Source organism: Thauera sp. SWB20 (assembly GCF_000831325.1).
Taxonomy (GTDB): domain Bacteria; phylum Pseudomonadota; class Gammaproteobacteria; order Burkholderiales; family Rhodocyclaceae; genus Thauera; species Thauera aminoaromatica.
In genome coordinates this window covers 29536-46076 of sequence record NZ_JTDM01000012.1, presented here as the reverse complement: position 1 = coordinate 46076, position 16541 = coordinate 29536, and the positions used below count along the sequence as shown (strand labels likewise).

At 66.9% G+C, this 16541-nt stretch carries 18 protein-coding genes; 4 read left to right on the top strand and 14 right to left on the bottom strand.

What is annotated here, in order from left to right:
* Positions 1 to 60 precede the first annotated feature (60 nt).
* Entirely contained in the window at positions 61 to 642 is a 582-nt protein-coding gene (locus tag PO78_RS02995) for a ubiquinone biosynthesis accessory factor UbiJ (protein WP_004301636.1), read from the top strand.
* A gap of 132 nt (positions 643 to 774) precedes the next feature.
* On the opposite strand, the gene PO78_RS02990 is transcribed toward PO78_RS02995, so the two are convergent.
* The 14 genes from PO78_RS02990 to PO78_RS02925 all read right to left on the bottom strand — a co-directional run bounded on the left by PO78_RS02990 (position 775) and on the right by PO78_RS02925 (position 13646).
* Positions 775 to 1200: a F0F1 ATP synthase subunit epsilon gene (locus PO78_RS02990; protein WP_004301635.1), complete on the bottom strand. Its 426-nt coding sequence runs from the start codon at positions 1198 to 1200 to the stop codon at positions 775 to 777.
* Between the two features lie 54 nt (positions 1201 to 1254).
* Positions 1255 to 2655 (bottom strand): F0F1 ATP synthase subunit beta, encoded by a 1401-nt coding sequence (gene atpD, locus PO78_RS02985; protein ID WP_004301634.1) that lies wholly within the window; start codon positions 2653 to 2655, stop codon positions 1255 to 1257.
* Positions 2656 to 2681: 26 nt separating this feature from the next.
* Positions 2682 to 3551 (bottom strand): F0F1 ATP synthase subunit gamma, encoded by an 870-nt coding sequence (atpG, locus tag PO78_RS02980; RefSeq protein ID WP_004301632.1) that lies wholly within the window; start codon positions 3549 to 3551, stop codon positions 2682 to 2684.
* 21 nt (positions 3552 to 3572) lie between these two features.
* Positions 3573 to 5111, bottom strand: a complete 1539-nt coding sequence (gene atpA, locus PO78_RS02975; RefSeq protein WP_004301630.1) for a F0F1 ATP synthase subunit alpha — start codon at positions 5109 to 5111, stop codon at positions 3573 to 3575.
* A gap of 14 nt (positions 5112 to 5125) precedes the next feature.
* Complete coding sequence (locus PO78_RS02970) at positions 5126 to 5659, bottom strand: F0F1 ATP synthase subunit delta (protein WP_004301629.1); 534 nt, start codon at positions 5657 to 5659, stop codon at positions 5126 to 5128.
* A gap of 3 nt (positions 5660 to 5662) precedes the next feature.
* On the bottom strand, positions 5663 to 6136 hold the full coding sequence (locus tag PO78_RS02965; RefSeq protein ID WP_043741944.1) for a F0F1 ATP synthase subunit B: 474 nt from the start codon (positions 6134 to 6136) through the stop codon (positions 5663 to 5665).
* A gap of 47 nt (positions 6137 to 6183) precedes the next feature.
* A complete protein-coding gene (gene atpE / locus PO78_RS02960; protein WP_002925444.1) occupies positions 6184 to 6429 on the bottom strand; it encodes a F0F1 ATP synthase subunit C in 246 nt (81 codons plus the stop codon).
* Between the two features lie 66 nt (positions 6430 to 6495).
* A complete protein-coding gene (gene atpB / locus PO78_RS02955; protein WP_004301627.1) occupies positions 6496 to 7347 on the bottom strand; it encodes a F0F1 ATP synthase subunit A in 852 nt (283 codons plus the stop codon).
* Between the two features lie 2 nt (positions 7348 to 7349).
* Positions 7350 to 7691, bottom strand: a complete 342-nt coding sequence (locus PO78_RS02950) for an ATP synthase subunit I (protein WP_004301624.1) — start codon at positions 7689 to 7691, stop codon at positions 7350 to 7352.
* A 281-nt stretch (positions 7692 to 7972) separates the two neighbouring features.
* Positions 7973 to 8824: a ParB/RepB/Spo0J family partition protein gene (locus tag PO78_RS02945; protein ID WP_043741942.1), complete on the bottom strand. Its 852-nt coding sequence runs from the start codon at positions 8822 to 8824 to the stop codon at positions 7973 to 7975.
* Between the two features lie 14 nt (positions 8825 to 8838).
* On the bottom strand, positions 8839 to 9609 hold the full coding sequence (locus PO78_RS02940; protein WP_043741940.1) for a ParA family protein: 771 nt from the start codon (positions 9607 to 9609) through the stop codon (positions 8839 to 8841).
* Between the two features lie 107 nt (positions 9610 to 9716).
* Entirely contained in the window at positions 9717 to 10370 is a 654-nt protein-coding gene (rsmG, locus tag PO78_RS02935; RefSeq protein WP_043741939.1) for a 16S rRNA (guanine(527)-N(7))-methyltransferase RsmG, read from the bottom strand.
* 79 nt (positions 10371 to 10449) lie between these two features.
* Positions 10450 to 12408, bottom strand: coding sequence for a tRNA uridine-5-carboxymethylaminomethyl(34) synthesis enzyme MnmG (mnmG, locus tag PO78_RS02930; RefSeq protein ID WP_043741938.1), 1959 nt, complete (start codon positions 12406 to 12408; stop codon positions 10450 to 10452).
* A gap of 113 nt (positions 12409 to 12521) precedes the next feature.
* On the bottom strand, positions 12522 to 13646 hold the full coding sequence (locus tag PO78_RS02925; RefSeq protein WP_043742140.1) for a substrate-binding domain-containing protein: 1125 nt from the start codon (positions 13644 to 13646) through the stop codon (positions 12522 to 12524).
* Between the two features lie 239 nt (positions 13647 to 13885).
* On the opposite strand from PO78_RS02925, the gene PO78_RS02920 reads away from it, so the two are divergent.
* From PO78_RS02920 to fdhD, 3 genes are all read left to right on the top strand, one after another.
* Positions 13886 to 14887, top strand: a complete 1002-nt coding sequence (locus PO78_RS02920) for an XdhC family protein (RefSeq protein ID WP_043741937.1) — start codon at positions 13886 to 13888, stop codon at positions 14885 to 14887.
* Positions 14863 to 15471, top strand: coding sequence for a nucleotidyltransferase family protein (locus PO78_RS02915; RefSeq protein ID WP_004301609.1), 609 nt, complete (start codon positions 14863 to 14865; stop codon positions 15469 to 15471). Before PO78_RS02920 ends, PO78_RS02915 begins: the two co-directional genes overlap by 25 nt.
* Before the next feature lie 248 nt (positions 15472 to 15719).
* Positions 15720 to 16538 (top strand): formate dehydrogenase accessory sulfurtransferase FdhD, encoded by an 819-nt coding sequence (fdhD, locus tag PO78_RS02910; RefSeq protein WP_043741935.1) that lies wholly within the window; start codon positions 15720 to 15722, stop codon positions 16536 to 16538.
* The last annotated feature ends 3 nt before the right edge of the window (positions 16539 to 16541 follow it).

Genomic DNA, 16541 nt, shown 5'->3' with positions numbered 1-16541 from the left:
TGCCTCACCGCTGCGTATCCTTGGCGAACCTCCCTCCAGCCCTTCTCCGGAGCCCCGATCATGATTTCGAGCCTGTTCCTCTCGGCCACCAACCATCTGCTGTCCCAGGCCGGCTGGGCTCGCCAGCGCCTGCAGCCGCACGCGGGACGCACGGCGCGGCTGGTCCTCAGCCCTGTGGCCGAGATCGACTTTTCCGTGACCAACGAGGGTCAGCTCGCCGAGTGGAGCGGTGAGGAAGCACCCGAGGTGAGCCTGCGCCTCGCGGTGGCCGACCTGCCGCGGCTGCTGGTGGACGGACTGGAGACGGCGATGCGCCACGTGCGCATCGAAGGCAACGCCGAACTCGCCGAGGCGCTCGGCTTCGTCTTCCGTCATCTGCGCTGGGATGCCGAGGAAGACCTGGCGCGGCTGTTCGGCGACATCGCCGCCCACCGCCTGGTGGAAGGAGGGCGCAAGGTCGTGGACGAGGGCCGCCGCAGCCTGGAGCGCGCAAGCGGGAACGTGGCCGAATACCTTACCGAGGAATCCACCCTGCTCGTCCCGCGCAAGGCCCTGCCCGCATTCGCCGAAGAGGTGGTGGCGTTGCGCGACGCCGTGGCGCGCCTGGACAAGCGCGTAGCGAGGCTGGAAAAGCGGCGCTGAGCAAGCGGTACGCGCCCGGCTCGCATGTAGCCCGCGCCGCGCACCGAGCCCGGAAAACCGGCAAAAAAAAGCAGCTCGAGGTGAGCTGCTTTCGGGATGTCGAACGCGCCGGCGGACCGGCGCGCTCCGGTCTCAGTGACCGCGCTTGCGCAGGCGCTGGATCGCGGCGAGCTGCGCCACCGCTTCCATGAGCTCGGCCTGGGCCTTGGCATAGTCCAGACGCGCGGTCTGGTTCGCCATGGTTTCCTCAGCCTTGCGCTTGGCTTCGAGCGCCTTCGCCTCGTCGAGGTCCTTGCCGCGGATCGCGGTGTCGGCGAGCACCGTCACCAGACCCGGTTGAACCTCCAGCAGGCCTCCCGCGACGAAGATCAGCTCTTCCTCGGTCGCGTTTTGGGCACGCACGCGCACGGCACCCGGCTTGATCCGGGTCATCAGCGGCATGTGACCGGGCAGGATGCCCAGCTCGCCCGCTTCGCCCGGCAATGCGACAAACTCGGCCAGCCCGGAGAAGATCTGCTCTTCCGCGCTGACGATGTCGACATGAACCGTCATAGCCATTGTGTTTCCCCTTGATGTCCCGCACGCCGCTTGCACGACGCGCGGGCGGCCTCGTTACTGGAGCTTCTTCGCCTTCTCGATGGCCTCGTCGATGTTGCCGACCATGTAGAAGGCCTGTTCAGGCAGGCTGTCCAGTTCGCCGGAGACGATCATCTTGAAGCCCTTGATCGTGTCCTTGAGCGAGACGTACTTGCCCGGCGAGCCGGTAAACACTTCCGCAACGTGGAAGGGCTGCGACAGGAAACGCTGGATCTTGCGCGCGCGTGCCACCGACAGCTTGTCTTCCGGCGACAGCTCGTCCATGCCCAGAATCGCGATGATGTCGCGCAGTTCCTTGTACTTCTGCAGCGTCATCTGAACCTGACGCGCCACGTTGTAGTGCTCTTCACCCACGACCAGCGGATCGAGCTGGCGCGAGGTGGAGTCGAGCGGATCGACGGCCGGGTAGATACCCAGGGCAGCGATGTCACGCGACAGCACGACGGTGGAGTCGAGGTGCAGGAAGGTGGTGGCAGGCGACGGGTCGGTCAAGTCGTCCGCAGGCACATACACGGCCTGGATCGAGGTGATCGAACCGACCTTGGTGGAGGTGATGCGCTCCTGCAGGCGGCCCATTTCTTCGGCCAGCGTCGGCTGGTAACCCACCGCGGACGGCATACGCCCCAGGAGCGCGGACACTTCGGTACCGGCCAGGGTGTAGCGGTAGATGTTATCCACGAAGAACAGGATGTCGCGGCCTTCGTCCCGGAAGCGCTCGGCCATGGTCAGGCCGGTCAGCGCCACGCGCAGACGGTTGCCCGGGGGCTCGTTCATCTGACCGAACACCATCGCGACCTTGTCGAGAACGTTGGAGTCCTTCATCTCGTGGTAGAAGTCGTTACCCTCACGAGTACGCTCACCCACGCCAGCGAACACCGACAGACCGGAGTGCTGCTTCGCGATGTTGTTGATCAGCTCCATCATGTTCACGGTCTTGCCGACGCCGGCGCCACCGAACAGACCCACCTTGCCGCCCTTGGCGAACGGGCAGATCAGGTCGATAACCTTGATGCCGGTCTCGAGCAGTTCCACCGACGGCGACAGCTCGTCGAACTTCGGCGCCTTCTGGTGAATGGCACGCAGCTCGTCGGTCTCGATCGGGCCGGCGTCGTCGATCGGGCGACCCAGCACGTCCATGATGCGGCCGAGCGTACCCATGCCGACAGGCACGGAAATCTGCGTGCCCGTGTTCGCAACCTTCATCCCGCGGCGCAGGCCGTCGGAAGAACCCATCGCAATGGTGCGCACCACGCCATCACCGAGCTGCTGCTGAACCTCGAAGGTCAGGTTCGCTTCGGCGAAGGAGTCGGCCACGTCCTCGAGCTTCAGGGCGTCATATACCTTGGGCATCGAATCACGCGGGAACTGGATGTCCACCACGGCGCCGATGCACTGAACGATCGTACCTTGACTCATCGTCATATCCTTAATTCAATAATGCCTTACACCGCGGCGGCGCCGCCGACGATTTCCGACAGCTCCTTGGTGATTGCGGCCTGACGGGTCTTGTTATAGACCAGCTGCAGTTCGCCTATCACGTTCTTGGCATTGTCGGACGCGGCCTTCATCGCCACCATGCGCGCACTCTGTTCGGATGCCATGTTCTCAGCCACAGCCTGGTACACCAGCGCCTCGACGTAGCGCACCAGCAGCTCGTCGATGACGACCTGCGGGTCCGGCTCGTAGAGGTAGTCCCAGGAGCTCTCCGGCGTACCCAGCTGTTCGCCGGTGAGCGGCAGAAGCTGCTCGAGCACCGGCTCCTGCTTCATCGTGTTGATGAAACGGGTGTAAGCCACGTAAACCGCGTCGAGCTCGTCGTTCTGGAACGCATCGAGCATGACCTTGACCGGACCGATCAGCTTTTCCAGGTGCGGCGTGTCACCCAGCTGGGTGACATTCGACACCACCTTGACGCCCATGCGCTGCATGAAGCCCAGACCCTTGTTGCCGATGGCGCAGGCACGGATCTCGGTCACGCCCGAGGACTCCCAGTCCTTCATGGCGTTGAGCGCAATACGCTGGACGTTGGTGTTGAGGCCACCGCACAAGCCCTTGTCGGTGGTCACCAGGATCAGGCCCACCCGCTTGACCTGGTCCTTGCGGACCAGGAAGGGGTGCTTGTAGTCGGTCACATTGGCCTGGGACAGGTTCGCGGCGAGTCGGCGGATCTTTTCGGCAAAGGGGCGGGCGCTACGCATCCGGTCCTGCGCCTTGCGCATCTTGGATGCAGCCACCATCTCCATGGCCTTGGTGATCTTGCGCGTGTTTTGCACGCTCTTGATCTTGGTACGGATTTCCTTACCGCTAGCCATATTCCGTCTCCCTCGCCGGCCTTAAGCCCAGCTCTTCTTGAACTCGGCGATCGCGGCAGCCAGGGACTTTTCGCCTTCGGCGTCGAGTTCCTTCTTGCTCAGGATCGAGGAGACCAGGGCGGCCTGCTTGGTCTTGACGAACTGGATCATCGCGGACTCGAAAGCCAGCACGCGACCCACGTCGACATCGTCGAAGTAGCCGTTGTTCACCGCGTACAGAACGATGGCCATGTCGGCGATCGACATCGGCGAGTACTGGGCCTGCTTCATCAGCTCGGTGACGCGGCGGCCGCGCTCCAGCTGCTTCCGCGTGGCATCGTCCAGGTCGGAGGCGAACTGGGCGAACGCAGCGAGTTCGCGATACTGTGCGAGGTCGGTACGGATACCGCCGGAGAGCTTCTTGACGACCTTGGTCTGGGCTGCACCACCGACGCGGGACACCGAGATACCGGCGTTGATCGCGGGACGGATACCGGCGTTGAAGAGGTCGGTCTCGAGGAAGATCTGGCCGTCGGTAATCGAGATCACGTTGGTCGGAACGAACGCGGACACGTCGCCGGCCTGGGTCTCGATGACCGGCAGCGCAGTCAGCGAACCGGTCTTGCCCTTGACCTCGCCGTTGGTGAACTTCTCGACGTAGTCGGCGTTGACGCGTGCGGCACGCTCGAGCAGACGGGAGTGCAGGTAGAACACATCGCCCGGGTAGGCTTCACGGCCAGGCGGACGGCGCAGCAGCAGCGAAACCTGGCGATACGCCCAGGCCTGCTTGGTGAGGTCGTCGTAGACGATCAGCGCGTCCATGCCGCGGTCGCGGAAGTACTCGCCCATGGTGCAGCCGGCGTAGGCGGCCAGATACTGCATGGCGGCCGACTCCGACGCGGTGGCGGCGACGACGATGGTGTATTCCATCGCGCCGTTCTCTTCGAGCTTGCGCACGACGTTCGCGACAGTCGAGGCCTTCTGGCCGATGGCCACGTACACGCAGTACATGTCCTGGCCCTTCTGGTTGATGATCGCGTCGACCGCGACGGCGGTCTTGCCGGTCTGGCGGTCGCCGATGATCAGCTCGCGCTGGCCACGACCGATCGGCACCATCGAGTCAACCGACTTCAGACCGGTCTGCACCGGCTGCGAAACGGACTGACGGGCGATGACGCCCGGCGCGACCTTTTCGATCTTGTCGGTAAGCTTGGCGTTGATCGGGCCCTTGCCGTCGATCGGCTGGCCGAGCGCGTTCACGACGCGGCCGATCAGCTCGGGGCCGACCGGAACTTCGAGAATGCGGCCGGTGGCCTTGACGGTGTCGCCTTCGGTGATGTGCTCGTATTCGCCGAGCACCACGGCGCCGACGGAGTCGCGCTCGAGGTTGAGCGCCATGCCGAAGGTGTTGCCGGGGAACTCCAGCATTTCGCCCTGCATGACGTCGGTCAGGCCATGAACGCGGGTGATGCCGTCGGTGACGGAGACCACCGTACCCTCGTTGCGCGACGTGGCGGCGAGCTGCAGGTTCTGGATCCGGCTCTTGATCAGATCGCTGATTTCAGAGGGGTTGAGTTGCATAGACATTTATGCTCCTAGTTCTTTAGCGCAGCGGCCATGTTCGCGAGCTTGCCGCGGACCGAGGCGTCGATGACTTCGTCGCCGACGGCGATGCGGACCCCACCGATCAGTTCGGGGTCGATACTGACGGAGACATTGACGGCGGCCTTGAAGCGGGCTTCGAGGTCGGCCTTCAATGCGGCCAGAGCGGCATCGTCGAGCGGGAAGGCGGAGGCGATTTGCGCCTCCCGGACGCCTTCGTGTTCGTTCTTGAGAGCAACGAACAGGTCACGGATCTCCGGAAGCACCTGCAGACGTTCGCTTTCCACGAGGACGCGGACGAAATTCTGCTGTTCGGCGGTCAGGTCACCCGAGACACCCAACACGAGCTGGCAGAGCTGCTCGGCGGACAGTTTGGGATCGTTGAAGCACGCCTTCATGCCGGAATCGGCCGCCACGAGGGCAAGCCGATCCAGCGCTTCCGACCAAGGCCCCAGCGCACCTGCCCCGCGAGCCAGCTCGAAGGCGGCATCCGCATAGGGGCGCGCGATGGTGACGTTCTCGGCCATGACTTATTGCAGTTCCTGTTTCAGGTTGGCAAGCAGCGTCGCGTGCACCTTGGCGTCGATCTCGCGGCGCAGGATCTTCTCCGCGCCGGCGACGGCCAGATGGGCGACCTGGTCGCGCAGGGCTTCCTTGGCACGCTGTGTGGCGGCACCGGCTTCGTGCTCGGCGGCCTCGCGCGCGGCGGCAATGATGCGACTGGCTTCGGCGCGGGCCTCGTCGATCAGCTGGCTCGCCTGCTTTTCAGCGGAGGTCCGCACATCACCCGCGGATTCGCGGGCCTTGCGCAGTTCCTCGACGACCTTCTTCTCGGCGAGTGCCAGATCGGCCTTGGCCTTGTCCGCAGCTGCCAGCCCGTCTGCGATCTTGTTCGCACGCTCGTCCAGCGCCTTCACGATGGGCGGCCACACGAATTTCATCGTGAACCACGCCAGAATGAAGAACACAACGAGCTGGGCTATCAGGGTTGCGTTCAAATTCACGGTTCTTGGCCCTCAGGTTGGTTCAAAAAAGGATGAACTCGAACCGATCAGAGCTGGAACGGGTTGGCGAAGGCGAACATCATGGCGATACCGACACCGATCAGGAACGCGGCGTCGATCAGACCGGCCAGGAGGAACATCTTGGTCTGCAGGGCGTTCATCAGCTCGGGCTGGCGAGCCGACGCCTCGAGGTACTTGGAACCCATGATGCCGATACCGATACAAGCACCGATCGCACCCAGACCGATGATCAGACCAGCAGCCAGAGCAACAAAACCCAGAACGTTTTCCATGACGACTCCTTAGTGGGGAAGTAAGTTTAAAAACCAGGTACTACGCTGAAGGTGAAACCGAAACTCTTAGTGGCTCTCGTGCGCCTGACCGACATACACCAGAGTCAGCATCATGAAGATGAAGGCCTGGAGGGTGATGATCAGGATATGGAAGATCGCCCAGATCGAACCCGCGATCACGTGACCGAGGAAGCCGAACACGGTGGCGGTGCTGCCCAGCAGCGCGATCAGGATGAAGATCAGCTCGCCGGCGTACATGTTGCCGAACAGTCGCATGCCGTGCGAGACGGTCTTGGCGACGAACTCGATGATCTGCATCGCGAAGTTGATCGGATACAGCAGCGGATGGCTGCCGAAGGGAGCGGTGAAGAGCTCGTGCACCCAGCCACCGACACCCTTGATCTTGATGTTGTAGTAGAGGCACAGCAGCAGCACGCCGGTGGACATGCCGAGCGTCGCGGAGAGGTCGGCGGTCGCCACCACACGCATGTAGGCGTGGGCGGGGTCGCCACCACCGGCGGCGTACATGCCTTCCCAGATGCGCGGCAGCAGATCGACCGGCAGCAGATCCATCGCGTTCATCAGGAAGATCCACACGAACACGGTCAGCGCGAGCGGCGCGACGAAGCGGCGCGACTCGGCGCTATGGACGATACCCTTGGCTTGGTCGGCCACCATGTCGACGAGGATCTCGACGATTCCCTGGAAGCGCCCCGGAACGCCCGAGGTCGCCTTGCGCGCGGCAAGCCAGAGCAGGAAGACGGTGAGCGCACCGATCACGATCGAATAGAACATCGAATCGAGGTTGATGACGCTCCAGTCGATGATGTTTTCTTGCGCGTGTCCGGTGTTGTTGAGGTGCGTCAGGTGGTGAATGACGTACTCGGATGCGGTGGGGGCGTGCCCTTCTGTAGCCATGGTCAGGTCTTTACCAAAAATGCAAACAAATTCGCCTTAAGCGCCAGGATGAGACCGACCAGCATGCCCCCCCAATGGAGGTCAGGATAGACGGCCCACACCAGCACCAACAATCCCACGATCGAGGCGATCTTGAGGAACTCGCCTGCGACGAAGGCAGTCACACTCGCCGTACCGGACCTGCGCGTGATCGCCGCGAGGCGCAACGCGAACAGACCGCTCGGCAGCACGCATGCCAATCCTGCTCCTGCGGCGGAGACCGCTCCGCTGACACCGAAGAGCGCGCCCGATAGGGCCGCTGCGACGAGCGTCGCGATCACCTGCAGTATGACAGCTTTAAGCATCCGGTGTTATCGCGTGCGCGTCTGAGACGCCGGCGACCGCCTGAAATCCCGCGGATGGTAGGGGTTTACCGCAGCAAAGTCAAACCTTGGATGCGCTGCAACAAGGGTAAATGCATTGCTGTTGTATCTTATAGAAGACATAACATAACGAGCCTTCGCCATTGCGGTCACGCGGCCCCGGAGGAAACGCATGGAGGGGCGCGCATCCGCCTCGGCAAACGCGGTGATCAGTGCGAGGAAAGGCCGGCCGCAGGGCGGTGCCGGTCTGCGTCCGGGATGAGTCAGCGCAGCCTGCCGAGCACGCCGTCGAGCTGGTCGAGGCTGCCGAAACGGATCGTGAGCTCGCCAGCACCGTTCTTGTTGGCCTTGATCTTGACCGTCGCGCCGATCGCGTCCGCGATCTCCTCTTCCAGGCGCAGCAGGTCGCGGTCGGGCGGCGACACAGGCTTCTTCTGGCGCGGGTTCAGGATCTGCTGTACCAGCCGTTCGGTGTCGCGCACGGAAAGCTGGCGCGCGGCGACCTGGTTGCCGAGCTGGATCTGACTGGCGGCGTCGAGCGGCAGCAGCGCGCGCGCATGGCCCATGTCGAGGTCACCCGCCATCAACAGCTCCTGCACCGGTTTGGCGAGATTGAGCAGGCGCAGCAGGTTCGACGCCGCGGGGCGTGAGCGGCCGACCGCGTCGGCGGCCTGCTGGTGGGTCATGTCGAACTCGTCGATCAGGCGCTGGATGCCGCCGGCCTCTTCGAGCGGATTGAGGTCCTCGCGCTGGATGTTCTCGATCAGCGACATCGCCAGCGCGGCCTCGTCGGGTATCTCGCGCACCAGGCAGGGGACCTCGGCCAGCCCGGCGATCTGCGAAGCACGCCAGCGCCGTTCGCCGGCGATGATCTCGTAGGCGTCCTCGCCCACCGGACGCACCATGATCGGCTGCATCACGCCCTGGGCCTTGATCGAGGCCGCGAGTTCCTCCAGCGAACCCGGATCCATGCGCGTGCGTGGCTGGTACTTGCCGGGCTGCAAGGCGATCGTGGGCAAGGACTGCAGTTCGCCCTTGTCGGCCTCCTCTTCCTGGTTCGCGGCCAGCAGCGCGTCGAGTCCGCGGCCGAGGCCCTTGAGTCTGGGTTTGTTCATGTCGGCTCCGGAATTCAGAAGGTCTTCGCGCGCTCGATCATCTCGTGCGCGAAGGCCATGTAGGCCTGCGCACCCTTGGCGGACTTGTCGAACACCACGCCAGGCATGCCGTGGCTGGGCGCCTCGGCCAGGCGCACGTTGCGCGGCACGATGGCGCGGAAGACCTTGTCGCCGAAGTGACCCTCGAGCTGGTTCGAGACCTGCTGCTGCAGGGTCACGCGCGGGTCGAACATCACCCGCAGCAGGCCGATGATCTTGAGGTCGCGGTTGAGGTTGGCATGCACCTTCTTGATCGTGTTGACCAGGTCCGAAAGCCCCTCGAGCGCGTAGTACTCGCACTGCATCGGGATGATCACCCCGGTGGCGCAGCACAGGCCGTTGAGGGTCAGCATCGACAGCGAGGGCGGGCAGTCGATGAGGACGAAGTCGTAGTCGTCGACGAAGGCGGCGAGCGCGTTGCGCAGGCGCTTCTCGCGCTGGTCGAGGTTGACCAGCTCGACCTCGGCGCCGGCGAGGTCCCGATTGGCCGGCAGCACGTCGTAGCCGCCGGTGGGCGAGGCCACCCGCACCCCGGCGAGATCGACCATGCCCACCAGCAGGTGATACACCGAACCCTTCAGGTCGCGCTTGTCGACCCCGCTGCCCATGGTGGCGTTGCCCTGCGGATCGAGGTCGATCAGCAGCACGCGCTGCCCGGCCTGGTGCAGGGCGGCGGCGAGATTGACGCAGGTGGTGGTCTTGCCCACCCCGCCCTTCTGGTTGGCGACGCAGAATATCTTGGCCATGTCGGTTCAGGCTGTTCCGGTTGGAAGGCTCGCACACACGGTGCAAACCCTGGAGTGTACTTCAATGCGGCGATGCAGCATGCACGACGCTTCTCAGGGCCGCAGTGTCACGCCCGCCGGATGACCAGCAGATGACGCTCGGCGCCCAGCCCCGGCACCGTGAGCGCATGGGTCTCCGCCACCGCCCAGCCCGCAGGCAGCGCGGCGATCTCGTCGACCGGATTCACGCCTTTCATCGCGTACAGCGCGCCGCCCTCGGCGACGAGGTGGCCGGACAGCGCGACGAAATCCGCCAGGCTGGAGAAGGCCCGCGAGATCACGCCTTCCGGCGCGCCGCCGGGCAGCGACTGTGGCCGAACCTGCTCGACGCGCTGGTTCAGCACGCTGAAGTTGTCCAGCCCGAGCTCGATCTTCGCCTGCTGCTGGAAGCTCGCCTTCTTGCCCACGGTCTCGATCGAGGACACCGCCAGCCCGGGGCGCACGATCGCCAGCACCACGCCCGGCAGGCCGCCCCCTGAGCCGATGTCGGCGAGCCGGTTCACCGCCTCCAGCTGCGGCAGCACCGCGAGCGAGTCGAGCAGGTGATGGGTGATCAGCTCCTGCGGCGAGCGGATCGCCGTGAGGTTGTAGACCTTGTTCCACTTCAGCAGCAGCTCGCCGAAGGCGAGCAGGCGGTCGATGGTCTCCTGCGGGAGGGCGAGGCCGAGCGCGGCGACGCCGTCGGCGAGCCGGGCGGCGTAAGGCTGCAGGCGCCCGCTCACTGCAATTCTCTCCCGTCGCGGTGCGAGCTCTTCCCCATGGAAGCGGTGCGCTTGCCTTCCGGCCGCCATACGAGCGCGCTCATGCCGCCGGCCTCCGTGCCACGTCGTCGCCCGCGTCCGCAGGCGCCGCAAGCTCGGGCGCCACAGCGCCCGCGCGCGCCGCCAAGTCGCGGCGCTTGAGCCACACCAGCAGCAGCGAGATCGCCGCCGGGGTCACGCCCTGGATGCGGCCGGCCTGGCCGATGGTCTCGGGCTTGTGCTGGTTGAGCTTCTGCTGCACTTCCTTGGACAGGCCGCGAACCTGGGCGTAGTCGAGGCCCACCGGCAAGCGCGTGGCCTCGGCCTGCATCTGCTTCGTGACCTCGTCCTGCTGGCGGTCGATGTAGCCCTGGTACTTGGCGGCGATCTCGATCTGCTCGATCACCTGCGCGTCGGTCTCGCGCTCGTCCGGCGCGCCGGGCAGGCTCATCAGCGAGGCGTAACTGGTCTCTGGCCGGCGCAGCAGCTCGAAGTAGCGCTGCTCGCGCTCGAGCGCCTTGCCGAGCACGCGCTGCTGGTCCTCGGCCGGAATCGCCTCCGGCCGCGCCCACGCCGCCTTCAACTGCGCCGTGCCACGCTCGATGGCCTCGCGCTTGGCGCAGAAGGCGGCCCAGCGCACGTCGTCGACCAGGCCCAACTCGCGGCCCTTCCCGGTCAGGCGCAGGTCGGCGTTGTCCTCGCGCAAGCTGAGGCGGTACTCGGCGCGCGAGGTGAACATCCGGTAGGGCTCGGACACGCCGCGGGTGATCAGGTCGTCCACCAGCACGCCCAGGTAGGCCTCGTCGCGGCGCGGGCACCAAGGCTCGCGGCCCTGCACCTGCAGCGCGGCGTTGGCGCCGGCGAGCAGGCCCTGAGCGGCGGCCTCCTCGTAGCCGGTGGTGCCGTTGATCTGGCCGGCGAAGAAGAGCCCGCCGATCGACTTGGTCTCCAGGCTGGACTTGAGGTTGCGCGGGTCGAAGTAGTCGTACTCGATGGCGTAGCCGGGGCGCAGGATGTGGGCGTTCTCCAGGCCGCGGATGCTGCGCACGATCTGCAGCTGCACGTCGAAGGGCAGCGAGGTGGAGATGCCGTTGGGGTAGATCTCGTGCGTTTCCAGGCCCTCGGGCTCGAGGAAGATGTTGTGGCTGTCCTTGTCGGCGAAGCGGTGGATCTTGTCCTCGATCGACGGGCAGTAGCGCGGCCCCACGCCCTCGATCACGCCGGAATACATCGGCGAGCGGTCGAGGTTGGCGCGGATCACGTCATGCGTGCGCTCGTTGGTCTGCGTCATCCAGCACGGCAGCTGGCGCGGGTGCTGCGCGGCATGGCCGAGGAAGCTGAACACCGGCACCGGATCGTCGCCCGGCTGCACCGTCATCACCGAGAAGTCGATCGTGCGCGCGTCCAGCCGCGGCGGCGTGCCGGTCTTCAGGCGGCCCTGCGGCAGCGCCAGCTCCTTGAGCCGCACCCCGAGCGAGATCGCCGGCGGATCGCCCGCGCGCCCGGCGGAGTAGTTCTGCATCCCCACATGCACCAGGCCGTTGAGGAAGGTGCCCGCGGTCAGCACCACCGCCGGCGCCTCGAAGCGCAGGCCGATCTGGGTGACCACGCCGGTGACGCGGTCGCCGACCACGGTGAGATCGTCCACCGCCTGCTGGAACAGCCACAGGTTCGGCTGGTTCTCCAGCCGCCGGCGGATCGCCGCCTTGTACAGCACGCGGTCGGCCTGGGCGCGGGTGGCGCGCACCGCCGGGCCCTTGGACGCGTTGAGGATGCGGAACTGGATGCCGCCCTCGTCGGTGGCCGCCGCCATCGCACCGCCGAGCGCATCGACCTCCTTCACCAGGTGGCCCTTGCCGATGCCGCCGATCGAGGGATTGCAGCTCATCGCACCGAGGGTCTCGATGTTGTGGGTGAGCAGCAGCGTGGCCGCGCCCATGCGCGCCGCGGCGAGCGCAGCCTCGGTCCCGGCGTGACCGCCGCCGACCACGATGACATCGAAACGGGTGGGATAGAGCATGGCGCGCTCCGTGCTGCAATGCGTGAACAAGGGGCAGGATTCTACGCGCTTCGGACGCGAGCGGCCAGGTTCCGCGCTAATGTTTCACGGAAAATTGCAATTCAAACATCAGCTTATTGCTTTCCTTCGCGAGCGTTTCCACGCCCCCCGAAGCGCCACCACGGCAGCACCCGGCTCATCGACAGCACCTCGCCGCTCTGCATCGGCGCGTAGCCGGGCAGGGCGGCCAGGCGCTGCTGCCATGCGGCGGTGCGCAGCAGCGCGAGCAGGGCGCGGGTGGCGTCGTGCTCCAGGGTGGACTTGAGGCAGGCGAGGAAGTAGGCCTCTTCGACCAGCGGCACGAAGTCCAGCCCGCGGCTGCGCGCGCTCGCCTCGATGCCGAAGCCGGCGTCGGCCTGGCCGCTCGCCACCGCCTGCGCGACCGCGGCGTGCGAGGGTTCGTCATTGGCGTAGCCCTCGATCGCGGCGGGCGCGAGGCCGAGCTCGCCGAGCAGCTCGTCGAAAATCACCCGCGTGCCGGTGCCGCGCGCGCGATTGACGAAGCGCACGCCGGGGCGCGCGAGGTCGGCGAGGCCGTGCAGGCCGCGCGGGTTGCCATGCGCCACGATCAGGCCCTGGCTGCGGCGGGCGAAGCCGATCAGCTTGTGCAGGCCGGGGCGCAGCAGCGGCTTGTAGGTGCGCTGCGAGTGTGACGACGACCCCCGCGAGCCCGGCACCGCCGGCAGGCGCACGTGGAAGCCGGCCATGGTGCAGCGGCCCTCGTTCAATGCGCGGATCGCATCGACGCTGCCGGTGAAGCGGATGTCCAGGTGCAGGCCGCGGGTCCGCGCCTCCTCGCCGAGCGCGGCGAGCGCCTCGTCGTGGCTGGCGTGGAAGGACAGCACATGCACCGAATCGTCGAAGGCGATCGCGAAGGCGCGCTCGAGGTCGGCGCGCAGCGCCTCGATCTGCGGCAACAGGCGAGCCTGCACCTGGCGCTCGGCGAGCAGCAGCTTGGCGCCGAACTCGGACAGGCGCGCGGCCTGGCCCTTCTCCCACAGGATCAGCGGCTGGCCGAGCTCGAGCTCCCAGCGCTTGAGCTCGCCCCAGACGTGGCGGTAGGAGAGGTCCAGCACACGCGCGGCGGCGGAGATCGAGCCCTGCTCGCGCACCGCCTGCAGGAGGTCGAGCAGGGGATTGTGGAGCGGCGCCGACCCCGTGTCCGCGCCGAGTACGTAGTTCAGCCTGATCCTGCGCATCTGCCGCCCGCTCTCCGTGTCTGCCGCCATCGTGACGGCCTCGTGCGAGGTTAGCGCAAGCGCGTCGTCCGCGGCGAGCCCGCAGCCTTGGGCATGAGGCCGGGACGAAACGAAACCGGACATCCCGCCGCTGTGCCTTTCAATTTGCAAGGGCCCGGCACCCTGCTACACTTCGAAGTGTAATTGTTTGAGCTCCAACAGTTAGCGTGTCTAACATTTTCCTTTCCCGAGGAACCGACATGGACAGCGTCAATCTCGAGACCTTGCGCCAGGCCGTCGCCTGGCAGGCGGCCGGACTGCCGGTCACGCTCGCGACGGTGGTGCGCACCTGGGGCTCCTCGCCGCGACCCGAAGGCGCGCTGCTGGCGATCTGCGGCGACGGACGCCTGGCCGGCTCGGTCTCCGGCGGCTGCATCGAGGACGACCTGAGTGATCGCCTGCGCACGCAATGGTTCGAGCGCCCGGAGCTCGTCACCTACGGCATCACCGCGGACCAGACCCGGCGCTTCCAGCTACCCTGCGGCGGCTCGCTGAGCCTGGTGCTCGAGCCGCTGCACGCCGGCAGCCGGCTCGCCGAGACGCTCGCGCGCATCGAGCGCGGCGAACTGCTCGCACGCCGGCTGAGCCTCGCCACGGGCGCCGTGGAGCTGCTCGACTCCGTCCCGGACACCGCGGTGGTGTTCGACGGCTCCCGGCTCACCGCGGCCTTCGGGCCGCGCTGGCGCATGCTGATCGTCGGCGCCGGCCAGCTCTCCGCCTATCTCGCCCAGTTCGCGCTCGCCCTCGACTACCGCGTCACGCTCAGCGAGCCGCGCGAGGAATACCGCGCGAGCTGGACGCTGCCCGGCGTGGAGATCACCACCGAGATGCCCGACGACGCGGTCGCCGCGATGCGCCCCGACCGCCGCAGCGTGATCCTCGCCGCCGCCCACGATCCCAAGCTCGACGACCTCGCCCTCATCGACGCGCTGCACAGCGACGCCTTCTACATCGGCGCAGTGGGCTCGCGCGCAACCAGCGCCGCCCGCCGCGAGCGCCTGCGCCTGTTCGACCTCGGCGACGCGCAGATCGCCCGCCTGCATGCACCGGCAGGCCTGCCGCTGGGCAGCCGCACACCGCCCGAGATCGCGCTCGCGATCGTCGCCGACCTCACCGCGCGCCGCAACGGCACGAGCCTGACGGCCGCAGTCGCACGCCCGGCGACGGAGTCCGCCGCATGCCCGCTCGCACGCGCGGCCTGATCGTCGGCATCCTGCTCGCCGCCGGTGCCGGCAGCCGCTTCGGCGGCGGCAAGCTCGTCGCCCGCCTGGCCGACGGCCGCGGCGTGGCCGCGACCACCTGCGCCCGCCTGCTGCCGGCCGTCGACTTGGTGGTGGCGGTCGTTCCCGCCCAGCCCGGCACGCTTGAGGACGAGCTGCGTGCGGCGGGTGCCGAGGTGGTTCGCTGTGGCGCCGAGCACCCCGGCATGGGCGTCAGCATCGCCTGTGGCGTGGCCGCCACCGCCGATGCCGCAGGCTGGCTGGTCGCACTTGGCGACATGCCGCTGGTGCCCACCGCCCAGCACCGCCTGGTCGCCGACGCGCTGCGCGCTGGCGCCGCCATCGCCGCCCCCGTCTGCCGGGGCCGCCGCGGCCATCCGGTGGGCTTCGCCGCGCGCTTCGGTGACGAGCTGCGCGCCCTCGCCGGCGACGAAGGCGCACGCGCACTGCTCGCTCGCCACCGTGGGGCGCTGGTCGAACTCGCTGTCGACAACGACGCCAGCTGGCTGGACATCGACACGCCGTCCGACCTGGCCGCCGTGAATCACCGCCTCGGCAGCCACTGAACGCCCGCCCCTCGCACGGCAAGCACGGACCGCCCGGGCTCCCGCCGCACCCATCCTATGCAAAATCCCCCATAGCGAAGCAACACGAGCAATCTTATTCGTGGATATCTAACTATCTGCAACGTCATGATTTAACTTGACTTTATAATTTTGTGATACGCAGATATTGATTTCTTGATATTTTTTTGTATCATTAAGTCAAGCCGCTGCACGACCCTCTTGCGGCTCCTTCCCGACAGGAGGTCCCCATGCTCGACCACCCTTACCCCGCAAGCGGCGCGCACCGCAGCTACGGCGTCGAACGCCGCGGCACCGACTCCGCGATCCTCGGCGAGGACGCGGTCGCCGAAGAGGCGCCGGTCGCCCTCGTCTATAACGGCTTCTCCCACGCGGTGATGCTCGCCACCCCGCAGGATCTCGAGGACTTCGCGCTCGGCTTCACGCTCAGCGAGGGCATCGCCGCGAGCGCGCGCGAGCTCCACGACATCGACGTGGTGGAGCACGCCCTCGGCTGCGAGGTGCGCATGGCGCTCGCCGGCGAGCGCTTCGCCGCCATGCGCGAACGCCGCCGCACGCTCGCCGGACGCACCGGCTGCGGCCTGTGCGGCATCGAGAGCCTCGCCCAGCTGCAGCGCCCGCTGCCGCCCGCCCGCCTCGCCGACACCGCGATCCAGCCCGGCGCGCTCGAGCGCGCCCAGGCCGAGCTCGCCGCGCTGCAGCCGCTGTTCCAGCTCACCGGCGCGGTGCATGCGGCGGCGTGGTGCCGGCGCGACGGCAGCGTCGCGCTGGTGCGCGAGGACGTCGGCCGCCACAACGCGCTCGACAAGCTCATCGGCGCGATCGCCACGCGCGGTTGCGGCTTCGACGACGGCTTCGTGCTGATGACCAGCCGCGCCAGCTACGAGATCGTGCAGAAGGCCGCCACCGTCGGCATCGCCGCGATCGCCGCGCTGTCCGCGCCGACCGGCATGGCGGTGCGCCTGGCCGAGGCCGCGGGCGTCACCCTGGTCGGCTTCGCGCGCGGCCACCGCCACAGTGTCTACACCCACCCGCAACGCATGCACTGAGCG

Bases quoted from the DNA above. Each gene is read 5' to 3' on its own strand.
- PO78_RS02995 (WP_004301636.1), top strand. From the start codon at position 61: ATGATTTCGAGCCTGTTCCTCTCGGCCACCAACCATCTGCTGTCCCAG.
- PO78_RS02990 (WP_004301635.1), bottom strand. From the start codon at position 1,200: ATGGCTATGACGGTTCATGTCGACATCGTCAGCGCGGAAGAGCAGATC.
- atpD (WP_004301634.1), bottom strand. From the start codon at position 2,655: ATGAGTCAAGGTACGATCGTTCAGTGCATCGGCGCCGTGGTGGACATC.
- atpG (WP_004301632.1), bottom strand. From the start codon at position 3,551: ATGGCTAGCGGTAAGGAAATCCGTACCAAGATCAAGAGCGTGCAAAAC.
- atpA (WP_004301630.1), bottom strand. From the start codon at position 5,111: ATGCAACTCAACCCCTCTGAAATCAGCGATCTGATCAAGAGCCGGATC.
- PO78_RS02970 (WP_004301629.1), bottom strand. From the start codon at position 5,659: ATGGCCGAGAACGTCACCATCGCGCGCCCCTATGCGGATGCCGCCTTC.
- atpE (WP_002925444.1), bottom strand. From the start codon at position 6,429: ATGGAAAACGTTCTGGGTTTTGTTGCTCTGGCTGCTGGTCTGATCATC.
- atpB (WP_004301627.1), bottom strand. From the start codon at position 7,347: ATGGCTACAGAAGGGCACGCCCCCACCGCATCCGAGTACGTCATTCAC.
- PO78_RS02950 (WP_004301624.1), bottom strand. From the start codon at position 7,691: ATGCTTAAAGCTGTCATACTGCAGGTGATCGCGACGCTCGTCGCAGCG.
- PO78_RS02945 (WP_043741942.1), bottom strand. From the start codon at position 8,824: ATGAACAAACCCAGACTCAAGGGCCTCGGCCGCGGACTCGACGCGCTG.
- PO78_RS02940 (WP_043741940.1), bottom strand. From the start codon at position 9,609: ATGGCCAAGATATTCTGCGTCGCCAACCAGAAGGGCGGGGTGGGCAAG.
- mnmG (WP_043741938.1), bottom strand. From the start codon at position 12,408: ATGCTCTATCCCACCCGTTTCGATGTCATCGTGGTCGGCGGCGGTCAC.
- PO78_RS02925 (WP_043742140.1), bottom strand. From the start codon at position 13,646: ATGCGCAGGATCAGGCTGAACTACGTACTCGGCGCGGACACGGGGTCG.
- PO78_RS02920 (WP_043741937.1), top strand. From the start codon at position 13,886: ATGGACAGCGTCAATCTCGAGACCTTGCGCCAGGCCGTCGCCTGGCAG.
- PO78_RS02915 (WP_004301609.1), top strand. From the start codon at position 14,863: ATGCCCGCTCGCACGCGCGGCCTGATCGTCGGCATCCTGCTCGCCGCC.
- fdhD (WP_043741935.1), top strand. From the start codon at position 15,720: ATGCTCGACCACCCTTACCCCGCAAGCGGCGCGCACCGCAGCTACGGC.